16 protein-coding genes are annotated in these 15791 nt (G+C 58.2%); 4 read left to right on the forward strand and 12 right to left on the reverse strand.

Annotated elements, in window-relative coordinates; translation table 11 throughout:
- Window positions 1-117: 117 nt before the first annotated feature.
- The gene (gene rnk / locus AUC61_RS04035; RefSeq protein ID WP_122667303.1) at window positions 118-525 is read left to right on the forward strand and encodes a nucleoside diphosphate kinase regulator; all 408 of its coding nucleotides are present in this window, start codon (window positions 118-120) and stop codon (window positions 523-525) included.
- A 114-nt stretch (window positions 526-639) separates the two neighbouring features.
- Here rnk and AUC61_RS04040 read toward each other — a convergent pair whose 3' ends face one another.
- The 3 genes from AUC61_RS04040 to AUC61_RS04050 form a co-directional block, all read right to left on the reverse strand.
- Window positions 640-1266 (reverse strand): LysE family transporter, encoded by a 627-nt coding sequence (locus tag AUC61_RS04040; RefSeq protein WP_243244560.1) that lies wholly within the window; start codon window positions 1264-1266, stop codon window positions 640-642.
- An 89-nt stretch (window positions 1267-1355) separates the two neighbouring features.
- A complete protein-coding gene (locus AUC61_RS04045; protein ID WP_122667301.1) occupies window positions 1356-1943 on the reverse strand; it encodes a mechanosensitive ion channel family protein in 588 nt (195 codons plus the stop codon).
- Window positions 1944-1959: 16 nt separating this feature from the next.
- On the reverse strand, window positions 1960-3870 hold the full coding sequence (locus tag AUC61_RS04050; RefSeq protein WP_243244561.1) for an ATP-binding cassette domain-containing protein: 1911 nt from the start codon (window positions 3868-3870) through the stop codon (window positions 1960-1962).
- 45 nt (window positions 3871-3915) lie between these two features.
- On the opposite strand from AUC61_RS04050, the gene AUC61_RS04055 reads away from it, so the two are divergent.
- Window positions 3916-4380: a TIGR02444 family protein gene (locus AUC61_RS04055; RefSeq protein ID WP_243244562.1), complete on the forward strand. Its 465-nt coding sequence runs from the start codon at window positions 3916-3918 to the stop codon at window positions 4378-4380.
- On the opposite strand, the gene AUC61_RS04060 is transcribed toward AUC61_RS04055, so the two are convergent.
- Window positions 4377-5534 (reverse strand): AlgP family protein, encoded by a 1158-nt coding sequence (locus AUC61_RS04060; protein ID WP_243244563.1) that lies wholly within the window; start codon window positions 5532-5534, stop codon window positions 4377-4379. The genes AUC61_RS04055 and AUC61_RS04060 overlap by 4 nt on opposite strands.
- Window positions 5535-5751: 217 nt before the next feature.
- Between AUC61_RS04060 and AUC61_RS04065 the strand changes: the two genes are divergently transcribed.
- Window positions 5752-6429: an FKBP-type peptidyl-prolyl cis-trans isomerase gene (locus AUC61_RS04065; protein WP_243244565.1), complete on the forward strand. Its 678-nt coding sequence runs from the start codon at window positions 5752-5754 to the stop codon at window positions 6427-6429.
- A gap of 191 nt (window positions 6430-6620) precedes the next feature.
- Here the strand turns inward: AUC61_RS04065 and rsd are convergent, their stop codons facing one another.
- From rsd to AUC61_RS04105, 8 genes are all read right to left on the reverse strand, one after another.
- The gene (rsd, locus tag AUC61_RS04070) at window positions 6621-7097 is read right to left on the reverse strand and encodes a sigma D regulator (RefSeq protein WP_243244567.1); all 477 of its coding nucleotides are present in this window, start codon (window positions 7095-7097) and stop codon (window positions 6621-6623) included.
- A 181-nt stretch (window positions 7098-7278) separates the two neighbouring features.
- The gene (locus AUC61_RS04075) at window positions 7279-7806 is read right to left on the reverse strand and encodes a disulfide bond formation protein B (RefSeq protein WP_243244569.1); all 528 of its coding nucleotides are present in this window, start codon (window positions 7804-7806) and stop codon (window positions 7279-7281) included.
- Window positions 7807-8034: 228 nt separating this feature from the next.
- Window positions 8035-9279: a heme biosynthesis HemY N-terminal domain-containing protein gene (locus tag AUC61_RS04080; protein WP_243244571.1), complete on the reverse strand. Its 1245-nt coding sequence runs from the start codon at window positions 9277-9279 to the stop codon at window positions 8035-8037.
- Entirely contained in the window at window positions 9276-10418 is a 1143-nt protein-coding gene (locus AUC61_RS04085) for a uroporphyrinogen-III C-methyltransferase (protein ID WP_243244572.1), read from the reverse strand. The genes AUC61_RS04080 and AUC61_RS04085 overlap by 4 nt, the downstream gene beginning before the upstream one ends.
- A 48-nt stretch (window positions 10419-10466) precedes the next feature.
- Window positions 10467-11243, reverse strand: coding sequence for a uroporphyrinogen-III synthase (locus tag AUC61_RS04090; RefSeq protein WP_243244574.1), 777 nt, complete (start codon window positions 11241-11243; stop codon window positions 10467-10469).
- Window positions 11240-12181, reverse strand: a complete 942-nt coding sequence (gene hemC, locus AUC61_RS04095; RefSeq protein ID WP_122667292.1) for a hydroxymethylbilane synthase — start codon at window positions 12179-12181, stop codon at window positions 11240-11242. The genes AUC61_RS04090 and hemC overlap by 4 nt, the downstream gene beginning before the upstream one ends.
- A gap of 210 nt (window positions 12182-12391) precedes the next feature.
- Complete coding sequence (locus AUC61_RS04100) at window positions 12392-13138, reverse strand: LytR/AlgR family response regulator transcription factor (protein ID WP_122667291.1); 747 nt, start codon at window positions 13136-13138, stop codon at window positions 12392-12394.
- On the reverse strand, window positions 13135-14217 hold the full coding sequence (locus AUC61_RS04105; RefSeq protein ID WP_243244786.1) for a sensor histidine kinase: 1083 nt from the start codon (window positions 14215-14217) through the stop codon (window positions 13135-13137). Before AUC61_RS04105 ends, AUC61_RS04100 begins: the two co-directional genes overlap by 4 nt.
- 132 nt (window positions 14218-14349) lie before the next feature.
- Here AUC61_RS04105 and argH point away from each other — a divergent pair, with 132 nt between their 5' ends.
- Window positions 14350-15744 (forward strand): argininosuccinate lyase, encoded by a 1395-nt coding sequence (argH, locus tag AUC61_RS04110; RefSeq protein ID WP_243244575.1) that lies wholly within the window; start codon window positions 14350-14352, stop codon window positions 15742-15744.
- The last annotated feature ends 47 nt before the right edge of the window (window positions 15745-15791 follow it).

Consider the following 15791-nt stretch of genomic DNA (forward strand, 5'->3'; position numbering starts at 1 on the left):
TTGTGTAATGCCCGTGCTGTGTTAGTGTCCAGATATGCTTCATCGATGAAGCCTTCAAAACCCCGCCACTTCAGGCGGGGTTTTGCTTTATGCAGCGCAGAAAAGGAGCCTGCCCACATGTCGACACAACCTTCCATCATTTTGACCCGGCTGGACGTTCAGCGCCTTGAGCAGTTGATCGAGAGCCTTGAGGAAACGACCCCCGGCCTCGAAGCTCTGCAAGCCGAGCTGGACCGCGCCGAACAGGTGGTTGGCCACGAAGAAGTACCTGCTGGCGTCGTGACCATGAATTCAAAAGTGCATTGCCGCGAAGAAGTCAGCGGCAAGGACTACCACCTGAAGCTCGTCTACCCGAAAGATGCCGGCGCCGAGGGCACGGTGTCTATCCTCGCCCCGGTTGGTTCGGCGCTGCTGGGCCTGCAGGTCGGTCAACACATCGACTGGCCCGCACCGGGCGGCAAGACCCTCAAGCTGACCCTGCTGGCGGTGGAGTACCAGCCGGAGGCGGCGGGGGAGTATTTGTAGCCCTAAGACCACTGTGCAGACTTTGTGGGAGCAGAGCTTGCTCGCGATAAGACTGGACTCAATTCAGGATAGACCGCAGTGTTCTTATCGCGAGCAAGCTCGGCTCCCACAAGATTACGCTCGGTGCAGCGTCGCCAGGAAACCCGCAGCGCCCACGAACAAACCGGCAAAGGTGCGGTTCATACGGCGCTGCTGTTTTGGGGTTTTAAGCGCCCGCAGTACGCGCGAAGCCAGCCCGGTGTAACCCGCCATCACGGTCATGTCTACCGCAACCATGGTTGCCATGATCGTCAGGTACTGAGCGAGCAACGGTGCGTTGGGATCAATGAACTGCGGCAGTATCGCCAGCATGAACACCAACGCCTTGGGATTGCTGATATTGACCAGAAAACCCCGGGCGATCAGTGCCATTGGCTTGCCGATAGGGCGAATGGTCGAGTCATCGGTCAGCTCGGCGGGCAGCGCACGCCATTGCTTGATACCCAGATAGACCAGATACGCCACACCGAACCATTTGATCAGCGTGAATGCCATGTCCGAAGCGGCGAGTACGGCGCCAAGACCGGCGGCAACAATTGCAATCTGTGCAATCAGTGCCAATTGCAGGCCCAGAGCGACCCAATACCCTCGCAGGAATCCATAGCGCAAACCGCTGGACATCGATGCAATAGCGCCCGCACCCGGCGAAAGACTGATTACCCAGCACGCGGCAAAGAAAGCCAGCCATGTTTCGAAAGACATCACACACCTCGGGCGAACACCATAGCCCGCTAAGCTAGTAGTTTCTCGGGCAATTGACTAGGCTCTGCGAGTCGACAACCTCAACAAATTCAGTTTTCGGGCGTTTTATCGACGGCGATGGTCGGGAAGCCATCTGTGCCACGCCAGCGGCGTACCGACTTCTGGAAAAACTGGCTGTTGGGGACCTGAACCAGCGCACCGCCCGCTTCGGCAGGCTCGATCAACGTGGTGAACATCAGGTTGATCTCTAACACGCGGCCTTTGACGCCCGGCTTGTCGAGGGTATCAACCAGCTCGACCACATCACCGATGCGAAACGGGCCAATTGTGTAAATAAGCACAGCGCACAGCAGGTTGGACAGCACGCTCCACATGGCGAAGAACGCCACAGCGGCAACGGCGACAAAGCCCGAGAGCGCGGTCCATAGCACAGTGGCGGAAACACCGAGCTGCCCCAGCACAATGACAAACGCGCTGCCCATGATGAACCAGCGCAAGCCACCGCGCAGCGGCAGCAACAGTTCGGGCGGCAACGGATAGCGCTCGCCCAGACGGGTCAGAAAACGCCCGACCAGCCGTTGCGCCATGTAACCGGCGACCAGAATCAACAGGATCTGCAACCCCAGCCAGATCGGCTCCACCCAGTGCGGAGGAACCAGCGATCCAAAAGATTCCATCAATCCCCCAACGTATTTACGAGAGTGCTTCCAGCTCGGCCTGCATGGACTCCAGCAATTCCAGAGCTTCCATCCAGGCTTCTTCCAGCTCGGCCTCACTCACTTTGAGTTTCGCCTGCTCAGCCAAAAGATCGCGCAGTTTGTCTTTGTTGGCGGCCTCGTAATTGGCGCTGTCGGCCAACTCGGCTTCAACCCTGGCAAGCCGCTCATGCAAAGTACCGAGGTCGCGCTCAAGCTTGTCGGCCAGTTTCTTGTGCGGAGCCAGTTGCTGACGAAGCGCTGCTGCCTGCTGGCGCTGGGCTTTTTTATCAGTCTTGTCGACGTTGACCGGTGTGTTGCTGACGGGCGCATTGCGCAGCCGGTAATCAGCCAGCCAGCGAGCGTAATCTTCAAGGTCGCCATCGAACTCCTGAACACGGCCGTCAGCGACCAGCAGGAAATCATCGGTCGTACTTTTGAGCAGATGCCGATCGTGAGAAACCACCAATACCGCACCGCTGAATTCTTGAAGCGCCATGGTCAACGCCAGACGCATTTCCAGATCCAGGTGGTTAGTAGGTTCGTCGAGCAGCAACAGGTTCGGCCTGTCCCAGGCGATCAACGCAAGCGCCAGACGTGCTTTTTCCCCACCAGAGAAATTCAGTACGGGCTCATCGAGACGCGCGCCACGGAAGTCGAAACCACCCAAAAAATCGCGCAAAGCCTGCTCACGCTCAGTAGGTGCGATGCGTTGCAGGTGCAGCAACGGGCTAGCCTTGGCATCCAGCGAGTCCAACTGGTGCTGGGCAAAGTAACCCACCACCGTGTTCTCACCCCGAGCCATGCGACCGCTCAAGGGCTCAAGCTCACCCGCAAGGTTTTTGATCAGGGTCGATTTACCCGCGCCGTTCGGCCCGAGCAAGCCAATACGAGCGCCTGGAGTCAGTTGTAACTTGACCTTCTCCAGCACCGCTCTGTCGCCATAACCCAGGCGAGCGTCGGACAGGTCCAGCAGCGGGCTGGAGATCTTGCTCGACTCGCGGAAGGTGAAATCGAACGGCGAATCCACATGCGCCGCAGACAGCTCTTCCATTCGCTCCAGCGCTTTGATACGGCTCTGGGCCTGCTTGGCCTTGGTCGCCTGAGCCTTGAAGCGGGTGATGAATTTTTCCATGTGCGCGCGCTGCGCCTGCTGCTTCTCGTAGGCCTGTTGTTGTTGGGCCATACGTTCGGCGCGGGCGCGTTCGAAAGCACTGTAACCGCCACGATAAAGCGTGATCTTACGCTGCTCGACGTGAGCCACATGATCAACCACAGCATCGAGAAAATCCCGGTCGTGAGAGATCAGCAGCAGGGTGCCGGGGTAGCTTTTCAGCCAGTCCTCAAGCCACAGGATCGCATCGAGATCCAGGTGGTTGGTGGGCTCGTCGAGCAACAGCAGGTCCGAAGGGCACATCAAGGCTTGTGCCAGGTTCAGACGCATCCGCCAGCCACCCGAAAAGTCTCCGACCGGCTTTTCCATCTGTTCGTTGGTAAAGCCAAGACCGGCCAGCAGCTTGCGAGCCCGAGCGTCAGCGGTATAACCATCGGCGCTGTCGAGCTCCGAGTGCATCCGCGCCTGGGCCGCGCCGTCCTGCGCGGCCTCCGCCTCAGCCAGCAAGTGCTGCACTTCGCGCAAACGCAGGTCGCCATCCAGGACGTAGTCCACAGCGATGCGTTCAAGAGTATCGACCTCTTGACGCATGTGCGCGATACGCCAGTCGGCGGGTAGCAGACAGTCACCGGCGTCGGGGGTCAGTTCACCCCGAAGCAAAGCGAACAGGCTGGATTTACCGGCGCCATTGGCACCGATCAGGCCGGCTTTTTGACCGGCGTGCAGGGTTAGCTCGGCGTCTTCTAGCAGACGTTGCGGGCCACGCTGTAAGGTAAGGCTTTGAAGTCGAATCATAATGGCGGCGGAGTCTACCAGCTTCGTCTCAAACAGGTGCTAACTATGCCTTCTGACCTTTGGAGTTTCACCCTGGATTTCTATGCAAGACCCGGCGTAGAGCAAGCCTGCCTGAGCCTGCAAACCAGCGGCGCCAATGTTTGCCTGCTCTTGTGTGGCGTGTGGCTTACGCAACGTGGCGTGGCATGCAATGCCAAGCGGGCGAGGGAAATCGGACAGTTGGCGGCCCCGTGGCATGACGAGGTAGTGCGCCCGCTTCGCGAAATACGCACAGCGTGGCGTAACGAAGCTCAGCATGATGTGCCATTGCGCTTGCTACGTGAGCAAGTCAAAGCATTGGAACTGGAAGCGGAGAGGGAACTGCTGACGAGGCTCGAAGCACAGACCCGGAGTTGGTCAGCACAGCAAACGGCAGAGCAAGGGGATTGGTTGATTTGCCTGGCGGGCGAGGCCGCCGGGCAAAATCGCGACGCGCTGCAGATGCTGCGCGCCGCGATGAATCAGCCTTAAGAAGCGCTGGTTGGCGTGGTGCCGGTGGTTGGCGCTGGAGCAGGCGTTGCGGCTGGCGCTGGCGCAGGTGCCGGAGTGGCAGACGGAGCCGCTGGCGCAGGTGCAGTGGCTGGCTTGGCAGCTACAGGCTTCGCGGCAGGCTTGGCAGCTGCCGGTTTCGCAGCGGGTTTGGCTGCAACTGGTTTAGCCGTTGGCTTGGCTGCAGGTTTGGCGGGTGCAGCTTTAGTCGGCGCTTTCGCTACGGGCTTGGCAGCTGGCTTGCTCGCTGGTTTTGCAGCAGCAGCCGGTGCCATGGCGGCAGGTTTTGCCACTGCGGTTTTAGCCGGAGCCTTAGCCGTCGAGGCTGGCTTGGCGGCTGCAGTTTTAGCAGGCGCTTTCGCTACGGGCTTGGCGGCTGGCTTGCTCGCTGGTTTTGCAGCAGCAGCCGGTGCTTTAGCGGCAGGTTTTGCAGCTGCAGTTTTGGCCGGCGCTTTAGCCGTCGAAGCTGGCTTGGTTGCTGCAGCTTTAGCCGGCGCTTTCGCTACGGGCTTGGCGGCTGGCTTGCTCGCAGGTTTTGCCGCGGCCTTGGCTGGCGTCGCTTTTACAGGTGCCTTGGCAGCAGGTTTGGCTGCGGCAACTTTAGCGGGCGCTTTGACTGGAGCCTTGGCCGGAGCTTTCGCAGGCGCTTTTGCAGTAGCGGTTTTGGCCGCAGGTGCTTTTGCTTTTGCAGCGACAACTTTGGCAGGTGTTGATTTGGCAGGAGCTGGTTTGGCTGCACGGCTGGTCAGTGCCTTGCCGACAGCTTCCTTGACTCGGCCAACGCCTTGAGCCAGTTTCAGACTTTCTTGAGCGTCACGCTTGAGTTGCAGAATGTAGCCGCGGGTTTCGCTCTGACGTTCTTTCAGCGCGTCCAGCAATTCTTCCAGCTCAGCCACGGCAGATTTCGCTTTGCCTTGTGCCTTGGCTTTGCCAGCGGTCGCGGCGTCTTGAAGTTTGGTACGCGACTTGTGCAGTTTTTCCTGCGCCTTGCCACGTTGTTTTTCAAGCTTCGCGAGCAGTTTTTCAGCATCAGCCAGCGCTTGGGAGCAGGCGTCTTCAAGATGTTCGAGCAGGCTGCTCGACAGCTGTTGTAGCAAATGCAACGGAGTATTTACTGGCTTCTTTTTGGCCGACATGACTTACCTCCTGGCTGACTGATTTGCGGCTCATACTAGACCTCTGTCAGCAGCGCCGCTAGGGCATCTTGACAGTATGAAACGCCCGCTGTTGCATAGCGGAAAAAATGCCTGTTGCAAGCACCACCAACGCAGTGCGAAATTCATCTTCAAACACCCGTCACGTACAGGCCATTGCACTGGCATAATCGCTGACTTCCCAGGCCGGAGAGCATTCATGTCGCGCTACCTGTTCACGTCGTTGTTCCTCTTGTTGCCGGTGGTCCAGGCTGTACAAGCCGCACCGTCCAGCGAGGCACACGACCTCGCTTACAGCCTTGGCGCAAGCCTGGGCGAACGCCTGCATCAGGAAGTGCCGGATCTTGATTTGCCTGCGCTGATTGAAGGCTTGCAGCAGTCTTACGAAGGCAAGCCTCTGGCATTGAAGAAGGAACGCATCGAGCAAATTCTTCGCGAGCATGACGCTGCTGTCGCCCAGGCCGAAGCCTCCGGCGCAGTCGAACCGCTGAGCGAAGCGGCCATGGAAAGCGAACAGAAATTCATGGCGGCTGAAAAGGCCAAGCCTGGTGTAACCGAGTTGGCAGACGGCATATTGATGACCGAACTGGTCGCTGGCCACGGAGCCAAACCAAGCGCTGATGGCCGGGTGCAGGTCCGCTATGTCGGCCGCCTGCCCGATGGCACGGTCTTCGATCAAAGCACACAACCACAGTGGTTTCGTCTCGACAGCGTGATCAGTGGCTGGACTACAGCCCTGCAAAACATGCCGGTGGGTGCCAAATGGCGCTTGGTCATCCCCTCGGCAGAAGCGTACGGCGCAGAAGGCGCGGGTGACTTGATTGACCCGTTCACGCCACTGGTATTTGAAATCGAGCTGGTTGGGGTGTCGCAGTAAGACATACGCAGTGCCTGTAGGAACTCACCGAGGTTACTAGGCCAGCGATCACGGTTTGTCTGACACTACTCCATCGCTGGCCTCGTGACCTCGGTGAGCTCCTACAGATCACTTGGAAATAAAGCCTCATATCGATCCGCAGAAAAAAAGGGGTGCCCATGGGCACCCCTTTTTCATTCACGCAGAAGTCATCAGGCTTGAGTAGTCGCCGCTTCTTCCTTGTGGGAGTTGTGGAGCACCTCAATCAGGCAGTCCTCCAACTCAAAGCGTTCATGCAGCAAGCCACCCAGCGTGTTGAACTCCGCAGCAACGGCGGTGCAATCGGAGCAATCACCTCTGTCGCAACGGTCATTGAACGCAAGCGCTGACTCGGTTATCACCTTGAGTCGCGGGTAAATAGTGTCTGCCAGTTCAAGGCCGCGCTCATCGTTGAATGCCTTGGCTTCGCTGTTGAGCTGCTCGTAGATTTCGAAATGCCCGGCCGAAACATAATCGACGAGCACCTCACAGAATTTCTGCAAGCCTTCACGATCAGCAGCCAATGCTTCGGGCGTATCACCGAGGGCATCGTAGACGCGAACCAGTTCAAGGCGTTCCTGCAGCCAGCGATCAATCAGCTTATTGACCCCGCCCCAGCGTTCCTGCGCGTTCTGACAGCTTTCCAACATGATGATCTCTTCCCTTCAGGGGCATGCAGTCTGCGCAGGCCTGGTTTTGAGCTCGTCGCTGTGGACGACACAGGCTTTATGGGCGACAGATGATGCATATATCCAATAACGCTTGCGGGCCAGATTATGCCCGCATGACTAGGCCATCAAGGTACGCAGGAGAGAAAGTTCATACAAGTGTTTAATCCTCGGCCCGACTTTCGGCTGTCGAAGTGCGGAAAGTAGCCCTGAAAAGCGCATACAGCATGACCATTGCTAAACCGACGAAGGCCAGAAGGCTCCACTCCGGCAGGCTGATACCAAACAGTGACCAGGAGATTTCTGCGCAGAAAGCGGCATCGCTGTACAACCTGTCGATCCATTGATTTAACGAAAGAGCGTCCAGCAGCCATTCACCTTGAGCAATAACTTCAATGGTGTCATCGACGGTTGCTGTTTGAAGCCAGACCTGGAAGCCAGCAAGTGCGGCACCGGCGAGCATCAACAGCAAAATCACTGCGCTGTAGGCACGGCAGCCTGTCCGGCCCGGCGCATGAAGCGTGGCAATCAGCGCCAGAACGCCGCTGCCAACGAAAGCTGCCCGCTGCCACAGGCACAGTACGCAAGGTGAGAGCCCATACGCAGACTGCACATAAAAAACACAGCCGATGATCATTGCGCAGGCAATAAACACCAGAAAAAACAGGGAGCGCGTGTGAGCCAGTTGCATGGCAAATCCGTAACGTAAGACGAAGGCAGTTACGGTAGAGAAAGCGTTCAACCCTTTCAAGGCGCGGCCGTAAGGATACGTCCCTGTTTAGGTGGGCCTTTGCAGACAACGGATGACAGCCACCAGACCATCTCCTGAAGGAAATTGCCTACAGCAAACAAACATGGAGGATTGTTCCTACATAGCTGTCTGCGTGCACTAGCGCAGACAGCTATTCGGCCAGCTCTTTCAGCTTGCCAATGCCGGAAGTGGTCGCGCCAGAAGTCGCTCGTCAAGCAAGCTCAAGCCCTCCTGAAAAAGCTGATTGCTGCGCTCTGTTTCGCCCAATTGGGCCAGCAGGCGAGCAAGCTCCGCACAGGTTTCCGGATTACGTTGCAGACGCAGGCTGGTTTCCAGATAGTCCCGCGCCTTGCCCCACAAGCTGCTTTGCAGACACAGCCGACCAAGCGTCAATAGCAGGCTTGGATCATCTGGATGGTTTTTCAGCCATCCCTCTGCAACCTGCAACTGACGCGCCGGATCATCACCACGCACCAGTCCGTACAGGCGAGCGAGGTGGCTGTTGTATTCGCGCTTGATCGCAGCACGCAAAGCTTCTTCAGCCTGACCGTCAGCACCCAACCGGCGCAACTGCTCAGCGTAAGCAAGCACCAATTGCGGCTCCTGACGTTGCGCGGAGGTCAGGCCTTTCCACGCATTGTCCAGCCCGGGCAGGCCCGCCGAGCGTCCATCGTCGTCCTGCTCGCGGTACGCGGCAAGGGTAAGGTTTTCACCCCAGGCGCGTCGTTCCAGCTCGGCCAGTTCCTGAGGTGGCAGTACCTTGTCCTTGCGCAACTCAGGCATGAGTTTGATCAAGGCAGACCACTCACCACGTTGACGGTACAAGCGCTGCAGCTGACGCAGAATTTGCGCGTTATGAGGGTGACGCTCGTTCATGGCCTGCAAGGTTACCAACGCGCCATCGCTGTCACCGCGATCCTGTTGCAGCTGGGCATGACTCAGAGCAATCGCCAGCTCTGCCTGAGGCTGACGCTCCAGGGCGCGCTCCAGCAGATTGTCGCACTCGTCATAACGACCTTGCTCGTTAGCCGCACGGGCCGCACCGAGGTAGTACAGAAGCGGTTGCGGTTCAGCCTCGGCGGCACGATGCAGATGGCGTTGCGCACTGGCCCAGCGACCTTCAACCAGATCCATCTGCCCTTGCTCGATTGCAAGTTGCACACGGCGACTGCGGTTACGCCTCGACCATGGGTTGGCAACTGAACCCGAGGTCGTCACGAGACGAACCAGCAGGCGAATCACCACGAGCACCAGCCAAATAACGAACAGCAGGCCTAATGTGGCCCACAGGCTCGATTCGTAACGGAAGTTTTGATAGGCAATGAGGACGTAACCGGAATGTTCGGCAATCGCCACACCAATCGCCGCTGCAGCGGCAATTGCAATGAACAACAGCACATAGGCACGCTTCATGGACTCGTCCCCTGCCGCGTTTCAGCGGGTTGGCTATTCGCAGTTCCCGGTGCATCTGCCGAGGCATGACGCCGCTCAAGATAGGCCTGAACCGCACTCAAGCTTTGCGCAAGATCGGGCGTCATCACCGAAACCGGTTGCTTGGAGAGTTCATCCAGCCGGGCGGAGAGCATTTTGCTCTGGGAATCGTCCTGATTGAAGTTGGTACGCAATACCTCCTTCGCTTCAGCCAGGGCCTTGTCAAACACGACGGGCTGGCCGTTAAGAGCCGCCCACTGCGCCTGCTCCAGAGCGAGGCTCAGCGCCAGGCGAACCTGCGTAAGACTCTGACCGGCCAGTAAAGGGCGGATGTTCTTGTCAGCATTGAAATCGATGCGGATGTAATGGGATATCTCGTTCCACCACTGGACCAGATGGCTGTCCTGGCTATTGGCGCTCGTGAGGCCCAACAGCGACTCGCCCTTATCCTTGTATTCAGGAGCCAGCTCATTGAGTTGGGCGACCTGATCACGCAGTGCGGCAAGCTGCAAAAACAACCCGGTACGGTCGGGCTGATCAATGCTGCGCAACGACGCCAGACTTTTAGCCAATTGATCTCGTGCCGCAAACGAACCCGGATCATCTTGCTCGCGAAGAATTTCATCCGCGCCCTGCACCAATGCCTGAGCACTGTTGATGTCTTGCAACGCAGACAAGCGCAAGCTAGCCAGACGCAGCAAATGCTCAGCCTCAGCCAGACGCCAGTCCTTGCGGCTCGCACCGAGCACAGTTTCAAGCCGCTGGCTCAGGCGTTGCTGATCACCTTGCAACTGCGCAACCAGACGACGACGCTCTTCCAGCTCATTAGCAGGAGGCAGCTGCGCCAAACGCTCGGAGAGCTGCTTCTCGCTGGTCTGCAAGGTCAGGGTTTGAGCGGCGATGTCCTGCATTTGCGTGCGTTGCAGTTGGTGGCTCGCCTGAACAGCGCGCAGTTGCCATATCCCCCAACCGGCGACAGCAATGCCACCCACGCCAAATAGCAAGGCCAGCACAACCAGACCGTTACTCCGTCCAGCCGGACGTTCAGGCCGCAACGGATCGGGGGTCGGTGGTGTCAGCACAGATTCAGAATCATCTTTGGGCAAGGCTGTTTCGCTCACGTATCCATCCTTTGCATTTGGGCGTAATCGGTAAAAGACAGCAGTCGATCAATACGCCTGAAGAGCAGGTCCGGGTTGTTCCCGTAACGCCGCCAGCAAAGCCGCAGCGCTTGCGCCACGGCAATTCACAACTGTTCGGGCTCCGGCTTCGCGCGCCATTTCTGCAACGCGCGGGCTCGGCACGAATAAAGTCAAACGCGTCAGTTCAGGCCAATCATCGCCCGCTAACTGGCGCAGGTGTTCCAAACCCTGCCCACTGCTGACCACCACCGCGTTCAAGCGTTCCGCCTGGACAAGCTGAGTCAGCGTCGAAGGCGGATAATATGGCAGGTTACGTTTATACAGCGGCAGATAATCAACGCTGACACCCAGACTGCGTAAACGCTCGGCGAGCAATTCACGCCCATCTTCGCCACGCATGATTAACACGCGTGAGCCGGGTATGGCGATGGATTGTTGCAGTCGGGATAAATCAAGCAGAGCCTCGCTGTCATCACCATTTTCGGGCCAACTCACATCCAGGCCGTAGTCCTGAAGTATCTGCGCGGTACCCGCTCCCACAGTGAACCAAGGCAGGATAGGTGTCTGCGGCCACAATTGCGCGACCCACTGCAAGCCCAGACGCGCGGCGGGTTTGCTAACCACAATAACGGCGCTGTAGAGGTCCAGGTTCTGAACCAGCGACTGCTGCTCAGCGCTGGCAGGCAGAGGCTCAATTTCGAGCAATGGCAGGCTGCTGCTAAAAATCCCCGTCTCGGCCAACGTTAACGCCAGCGCGGCGGACTCCTCGGCAGGACGGGTCAGCAACAGCCGCCAATCGCTCATTCTCGTTCGGCCTCGCCATAAACGGCTTTGAGAATGCCCTCTGCGCCCTGTTCGAGCAGGGCATCGGCAACCTGAACGCCAAGCGCCTGAGCGTCTGCTTGCGGAGCACGTGCCTCAGCACGCAACAGCAAACTACCCGAAGGATCACCTACCAGACCGCGTAGCCAGATTTGCTCGCCCTCAAGTACGGCATAACAGGCGATGGGTACCTGACAGCCGCCATTGAGGTGCTTATTCAGTGAACGTTCGGCAACCACCCGGATGGCCGTTTCGTCGTGATGCAAAGGCGCAAGCAACGCGTGGATTTCAGCATCGACGCTACGGCATTCGATCCCGACTGCACCTTGACCGCCAGCAGGCAGGCTGTCGTCAACGCTGATGCTGGCAGTAATACGCTCTTCAAAACCCAGGCGAATCAAACCCGCCGCAGCGAGGATGATTGCGTCGTACTCACCGGCATCGAGCTTGGCCAGACGGGTATTGACGTTGCCGCGCAGGAAATGAATCTTCAGGTCAGGGCGACGCGCCAGTAGCTGGGCCTGACGACGCAAGCTGGAGGTACCGACGACGCTGCCCGCTGGCAGTGCCTCAAGGCTGGCGAAGTGGTTGGAGACAAAGGCGTCGCGGGGGTCTTCACGCTCGCAGATGCAAAACAGACCAAGACCCTGAGGGAAGTCCATGGGCACATCTTTCATGGAGTGAACAGCGATATCCGCGCGATTTTCCAGCAGAGCTGTTTCGAGTTCTTTGACGAAAAGTCCCTTGCCGCCAATTTTCGACAGTGGAGAGTCGAGCAATTTGTCGCCCCGACTGACCATGGGGACCAGCGTCACGAGCAACCCCGGATGAGCCTGTTCCAGACGAGCTTTGACGTATTCGGCCTGCCATAGGGCCAGCGCACTTTTGCGGGTGGCGATGCGAATTTCGCGAGAGGACATGGATCAATCCGTACATGATAGTTGCGACGGATAATAACAGTTCAGGCAAATTGGCTCAGCGCTGTGTGGTCGCAGTGATGATCCAGATCAGTGATCTATAGAACTGTAGGAGTGAGCTTGCTCGCGATCGACTGCGAAGCAGGCGCAAGACAACAAAAAACCTGCCATAGCATGAAGGTCGTTCCGACCTTATCGCGAGCAAGCTCACTCCTACAACTGCTGCATCATCTTGCGCACGCCAGCCACATGTCGGCGGCTGACGATCAGTGCGTCACCATTCAGCCCTTTGAGGAACAACTGGAAATGCCCCAGAGGCGTGCGTTGCAGCCGTTCGATACGCTCACGGGCAACCAGCGCGTTGCGGTGGATACGCACAAAGCGATCGCCGAACTCATCTTCCAGCGCCTTCAAAGGCTCATCCAGCAGGACCTCACCGCCTTCATGGCGCAACGTGACGTACTTGTGATCGGCGATGAAATAGATCACGTGATCCAACGGGATCAACTCGATGCCTTTGCGTGTCCGCGCACTGATGTGTGTACGCGGGCCGTTGCCACTTTCAGCCGCAGGACGCGTCATGGCCGCCAACTGCACGCGGTTTGGGCGCTCGGCCTTTCTCAACGCATCAATCAGGTGTTCAGGCCGCACTGGTTTGACCAGATAGCCGACTGCGCTCACCTGAAAGGCTTCAAGGGCAAACTCGTCGTGCGCAGTACAAAAGACCACAGCAGGCGGAGTTTCCCGCTCGCACAATCTGGCAGCGACTTGCAGGCCATCGAGGCCCGGCATGCGGATATCCAGCAAAACGATATCCGGCTTGTGACTTTCAATCAGCGCCAGGGCTTCTTCGCCATTGGACGCGCTGGGTTCCAAAACCCGGTAACCCTCAATTTCACTGACCATCCGGCTTAGCCGTTCGCGGGCCAGTGGTTCGTCATCAACGATCAGGACATTCATATAGCTCTGGCTTCCTGCGTGAGTCTCGCACAAGGATAGCGTAGACAGGTGAAGTGACGACCGTCACGGCGCTCCACGCTCAGACTGGCGTGCGGACCAAAAAGTGCCGTAAGACGAGCACCGATGTTTACCAGGGCCTGTTGAGTGCCGTTGGAAGTCTGCCGATTGGCAACTTCGTCATAGGGGTTGCTTACACACAATACGAACTCTCCCCTTTCATAATCCGCTTCTACCTTTACGACACCTCCTTCGACGCGAGGTGCAATCCCGTAAATCAAAGCGTTTTCAAGTAATGGCTGCAAGGTTAGCTGGGGAATCGGAAGGTCGTCTGGAATTCCACTGATCACCCAGTCCAACTGTAGACGCTCACCAAGACGATATTGCTCAATTGATAAATATCGTTTCGCCAACTCCAGCTCATCGCGCCAGGTAACAAGGCTTCCGGGTTTGGCAAGGCTTGCGCGAAAAAGGTCCGACAAATCGAGCACGGCTTGTTCGGCCTTCGCCGGGTTGGAGGCCACAAGGCTCGCGATGCTATTAAGGGTATTGAACAGAAAATGCGGACGGATGCGCGCTTGCAGCGATTCAATACGGGCGCGCAACTCGCCTTGCTGTTGCTTTCGCCACTGACTCTGCAGATAAAAATAGCGAAGCATGAGTGCCGACATGATCAGCGCAATCACTCCGTAGCGCACATAGCGCTCAACCATCACCCCGAACGTCACCCTGCCGGTCAACTGGCAGACGTCAGTGACCGCGGTGCAGAGCAGTGTGATAGCCACGACCAGCAAACAACCGAACAGGCCCGCACGCCCTGCAGGCAAGCGCGCCAGCCACGGCCGAAGCCCGCACAACAGGGCCGCCGACAGCAGCACGATCCATTGCACAAAAAGCGACATGAGCGCCAACCGCACCCAATCGAAAGTCGGGCGCATCGGTTCGACCAGCACCAGAACCAGCACTAATAATTCGGCGAGCAGAACCAGTACCAACAGCGCTTGCGGAAGGCACAACTCAGGAAGAAAGAATTCTTTGCCTGGCCCTGACGGCGAGGGGTGTTTCGGTAAGCTTTTTCGCATGACCCCAGTCTCGGCTCTGCCGGTCCGTGCGGCAAGCTGCCCGCGAATAAAAAAATGCCAACCTGTTATTATCGCGTGTGTCCGGCGAGCAGACGCGGGCATGTCATTCTTCAGCAGATCACGAGCGAATCCATGAGCACCGACAAGACCAACCAGTCCTGGGGCGGCCGCTTCAGTGAACCCGTCGACGCCTTCGTCGCGCGCTTCACGGCCTCCGTCACCTTCGACCAACGCCTTTATCGCCACGACATCATGGGCTCGGTTGCCCACGCAACGATGCTGGCCAAGGTCGGCGTCCTCACCGATGCCGAGCGCGACACCATTATTGACGGCCTGAAGACTATCCAGGCCGAGATCGAAGCGGGCAGCTTCGAGTGGCGCGTTGACCTGGAAGACGTGCACATGAACATCGAAGCGCGTCTGACCGACCGCATCGGCATCACCGGCAAAAAACTGCACACAGGGCGCAGCCGTAACGATCAGGTCGCTACCGACATACGCCTGTGGCTGCGTGATGAAATCGACCTGATCCTTTCGGAAATCACCCGTCTGCAACAAGGCCTGCTAGGTCAGGCAGAGCGTGAAGCCGAAACCATCATGCCGGGCTTCACCCACTTGCAGACCGCACAGCCGGTAACATTCGGTCACCATATGCTGGCGTGGTTTGAAATGCTCAGCCGCGATTACGAGCGCCTGGTCGACTGCCGCAAGCGTCTGAACCGCATGCCGTTGGGCAGCGCAGCGTTGGCAGGCACGACTTACCCAATCGACCGCGAGCTGACCTGCAAACTGTTGGGCTTCGATGTCGTCGGCGGCAACTCGCTGGACAGCGTTTCGGATCGTGACTTCGCCATCGAGTTCTGCTCGGCCGCCAGCATCGCGATGATGCACTTGTCGCGCTTCTCGGAAGAGCTGGTGCTGTGGACCAGCGCTCAGTTCCAGTTCATCGATCTGCCAGACCGTTTCTGCACCGGCAGTTCAATCATGCCGCAGAAGAAAAACCCTGACGTTCCAGAACTGGTCCGTGGCAAAAGCGGCCGCGTATTCGGCGCCTTGATGGGCCTGCTGACCTTGATGAAAGGCCAACCGCTGGCCTACAACAAGGACAATCAGGAAGACAAGGAACCGCTGTTCGACGCTGCCGACACACTGCGCGACTCGCTGCGAGCGTTTGCCGACATGATCCCGGCGATCAAGCCAAAGCACGCCATCATGCGTGAAGCCGCGCTGCGCGGTTTCTCCACTGCGACTGACCTTGCGGACTATCTGGTACGTCGTGGCCTGCCGTTCCGTGATTGCCACGAAATCGTCGGCCATGCGGTGAAGTACGGCGTCGAAAGCGGCAAGGACCTGGCTGAAATGAGCCTGGAAGAACTGCGCAAGTTCAGCGATCAGATCGAGCAGGACGTGTTTGCCGTGCTGACGCTTGAAGGCTCGGTCAACGCCCGCGATCACATCGGTGGCACCGCTCCGGCGCAAGTCAAAGCTGCAGTAGTTCGCGGCCAGGCGTTGCTCGCTGCGCGTTAATCACTTCTCCTGTGTGGGAGCTGAGCTTGCTCGCGATCGGAACGCCG

The organism is Pseudomonas maioricensis (assembly GCF_022790535.1).
GTDB classification, from domain to species: domain Bacteria; phylum Pseudomonadota; class Gammaproteobacteria; order Pseudomonadales; family Pseudomonadaceae; genus Aquipseudomonas; species Aquipseudomonas maioricensis.

Bases quoted from the DNA above. Each gene is read 5' to 3' on its own strand.
- AUC61_RS04065 (WP_243244565.1), top strand. From the start codon at position 5,752: ATGTCGCGCTACCTGTTCACGTCGTTGTTCCTCTTGTTGCCGGTGGTC.
- AUC61_RS04045 (WP_122667301.1), bottom strand. From the start codon at position 1,943: ATGGAATCTTTTGGATCGCTGGTTCCTCCGCACTGGGTGGAGCCGATC.
- AUC61_RS04080 (WP_243244571.1), bottom strand. From the start codon at position 9,279: ATGAAGCGTGCCTATGTGCTGTTGTTCATTGCAATTGCCGCTGCAGCG.
- hemC (WP_122667292.1), bottom strand. From the start codon at position 12,181: ATGTCCTCTCGCGAAATTCGCATCGCCACCCGCAAAAGTGCGCTGGCC.
- AUC61_RS04100 (WP_122667291.1), bottom strand. From the start codon at position 13,138: ATGAATGTCCTGATCGTTGATGACGAACCACTGGCCCGCGAACGGCTA.
- argH (WP_243244575.1), top strand. From the start codon at position 14,350: ATGAGCACCGACAAGACCAACCAGTCCTGGGGCGGCCGCTTCAGTGAA.
- AUC61_RS04055 (WP_243244562.1), top strand. From the start codon at position 3,916: ATGCCTTCTGACCTTTGGAGTTTCACCCTGGATTTCTATGCAAGACCC.
- AUC61_RS04090 (WP_243244574.1), bottom strand. From the start codon at position 11,243: ATGAGCGATTGGCGGCTGTTGCTGACCCGTCCTGCCGAGGAGTCCGCC.
- AUC61_RS04105 (WP_243244786.1), bottom strand. From the start codon at position 14,217: ATGCGAAAAAGCTTACCGAAACACCCCTCGCCGTCAGGGCCAGGCAAA.
- AUC61_RS04050 (WP_243244561.1), bottom strand. From the start codon at position 3,870: ATGATTCGACTTCAAAGCCTTACCTTACAGCGTGGCCCGCAACGTCTG.
- rsd (WP_243244567.1), bottom strand. From the start codon at position 7,097: ATGTTGGAAAGCTGTCAGAACGCGCAGGAACGCTGGGGCGGGGTCAAT.
- rnk (WP_122667303.1), top strand. From the start codon at position 118: ATGTCGACACAACCTTCCATCATTTTGACCCGGCTGGACGTTCAGCGC.
- AUC61_RS04040 (WP_243244560.1), bottom strand. From the start codon at position 1,266: ATGTCTTTCGAAACATGGCTGGCTTTCTTTGCCGCGTGCTGGGTAATC.
- AUC61_RS04060 (WP_243244563.1), bottom strand. From the start codon at position 5,534: ATGTCGGCCAAAAAGAAGCCAGTAAATACTCCGTTGCATTTGCTACAA.
- AUC61_RS04075 (WP_243244569.1), bottom strand. From the start codon at position 7,806: ATGCAACTGGCTCACACGCGCTCCCTGTTTTTTCTGGTGTTTATTGCC.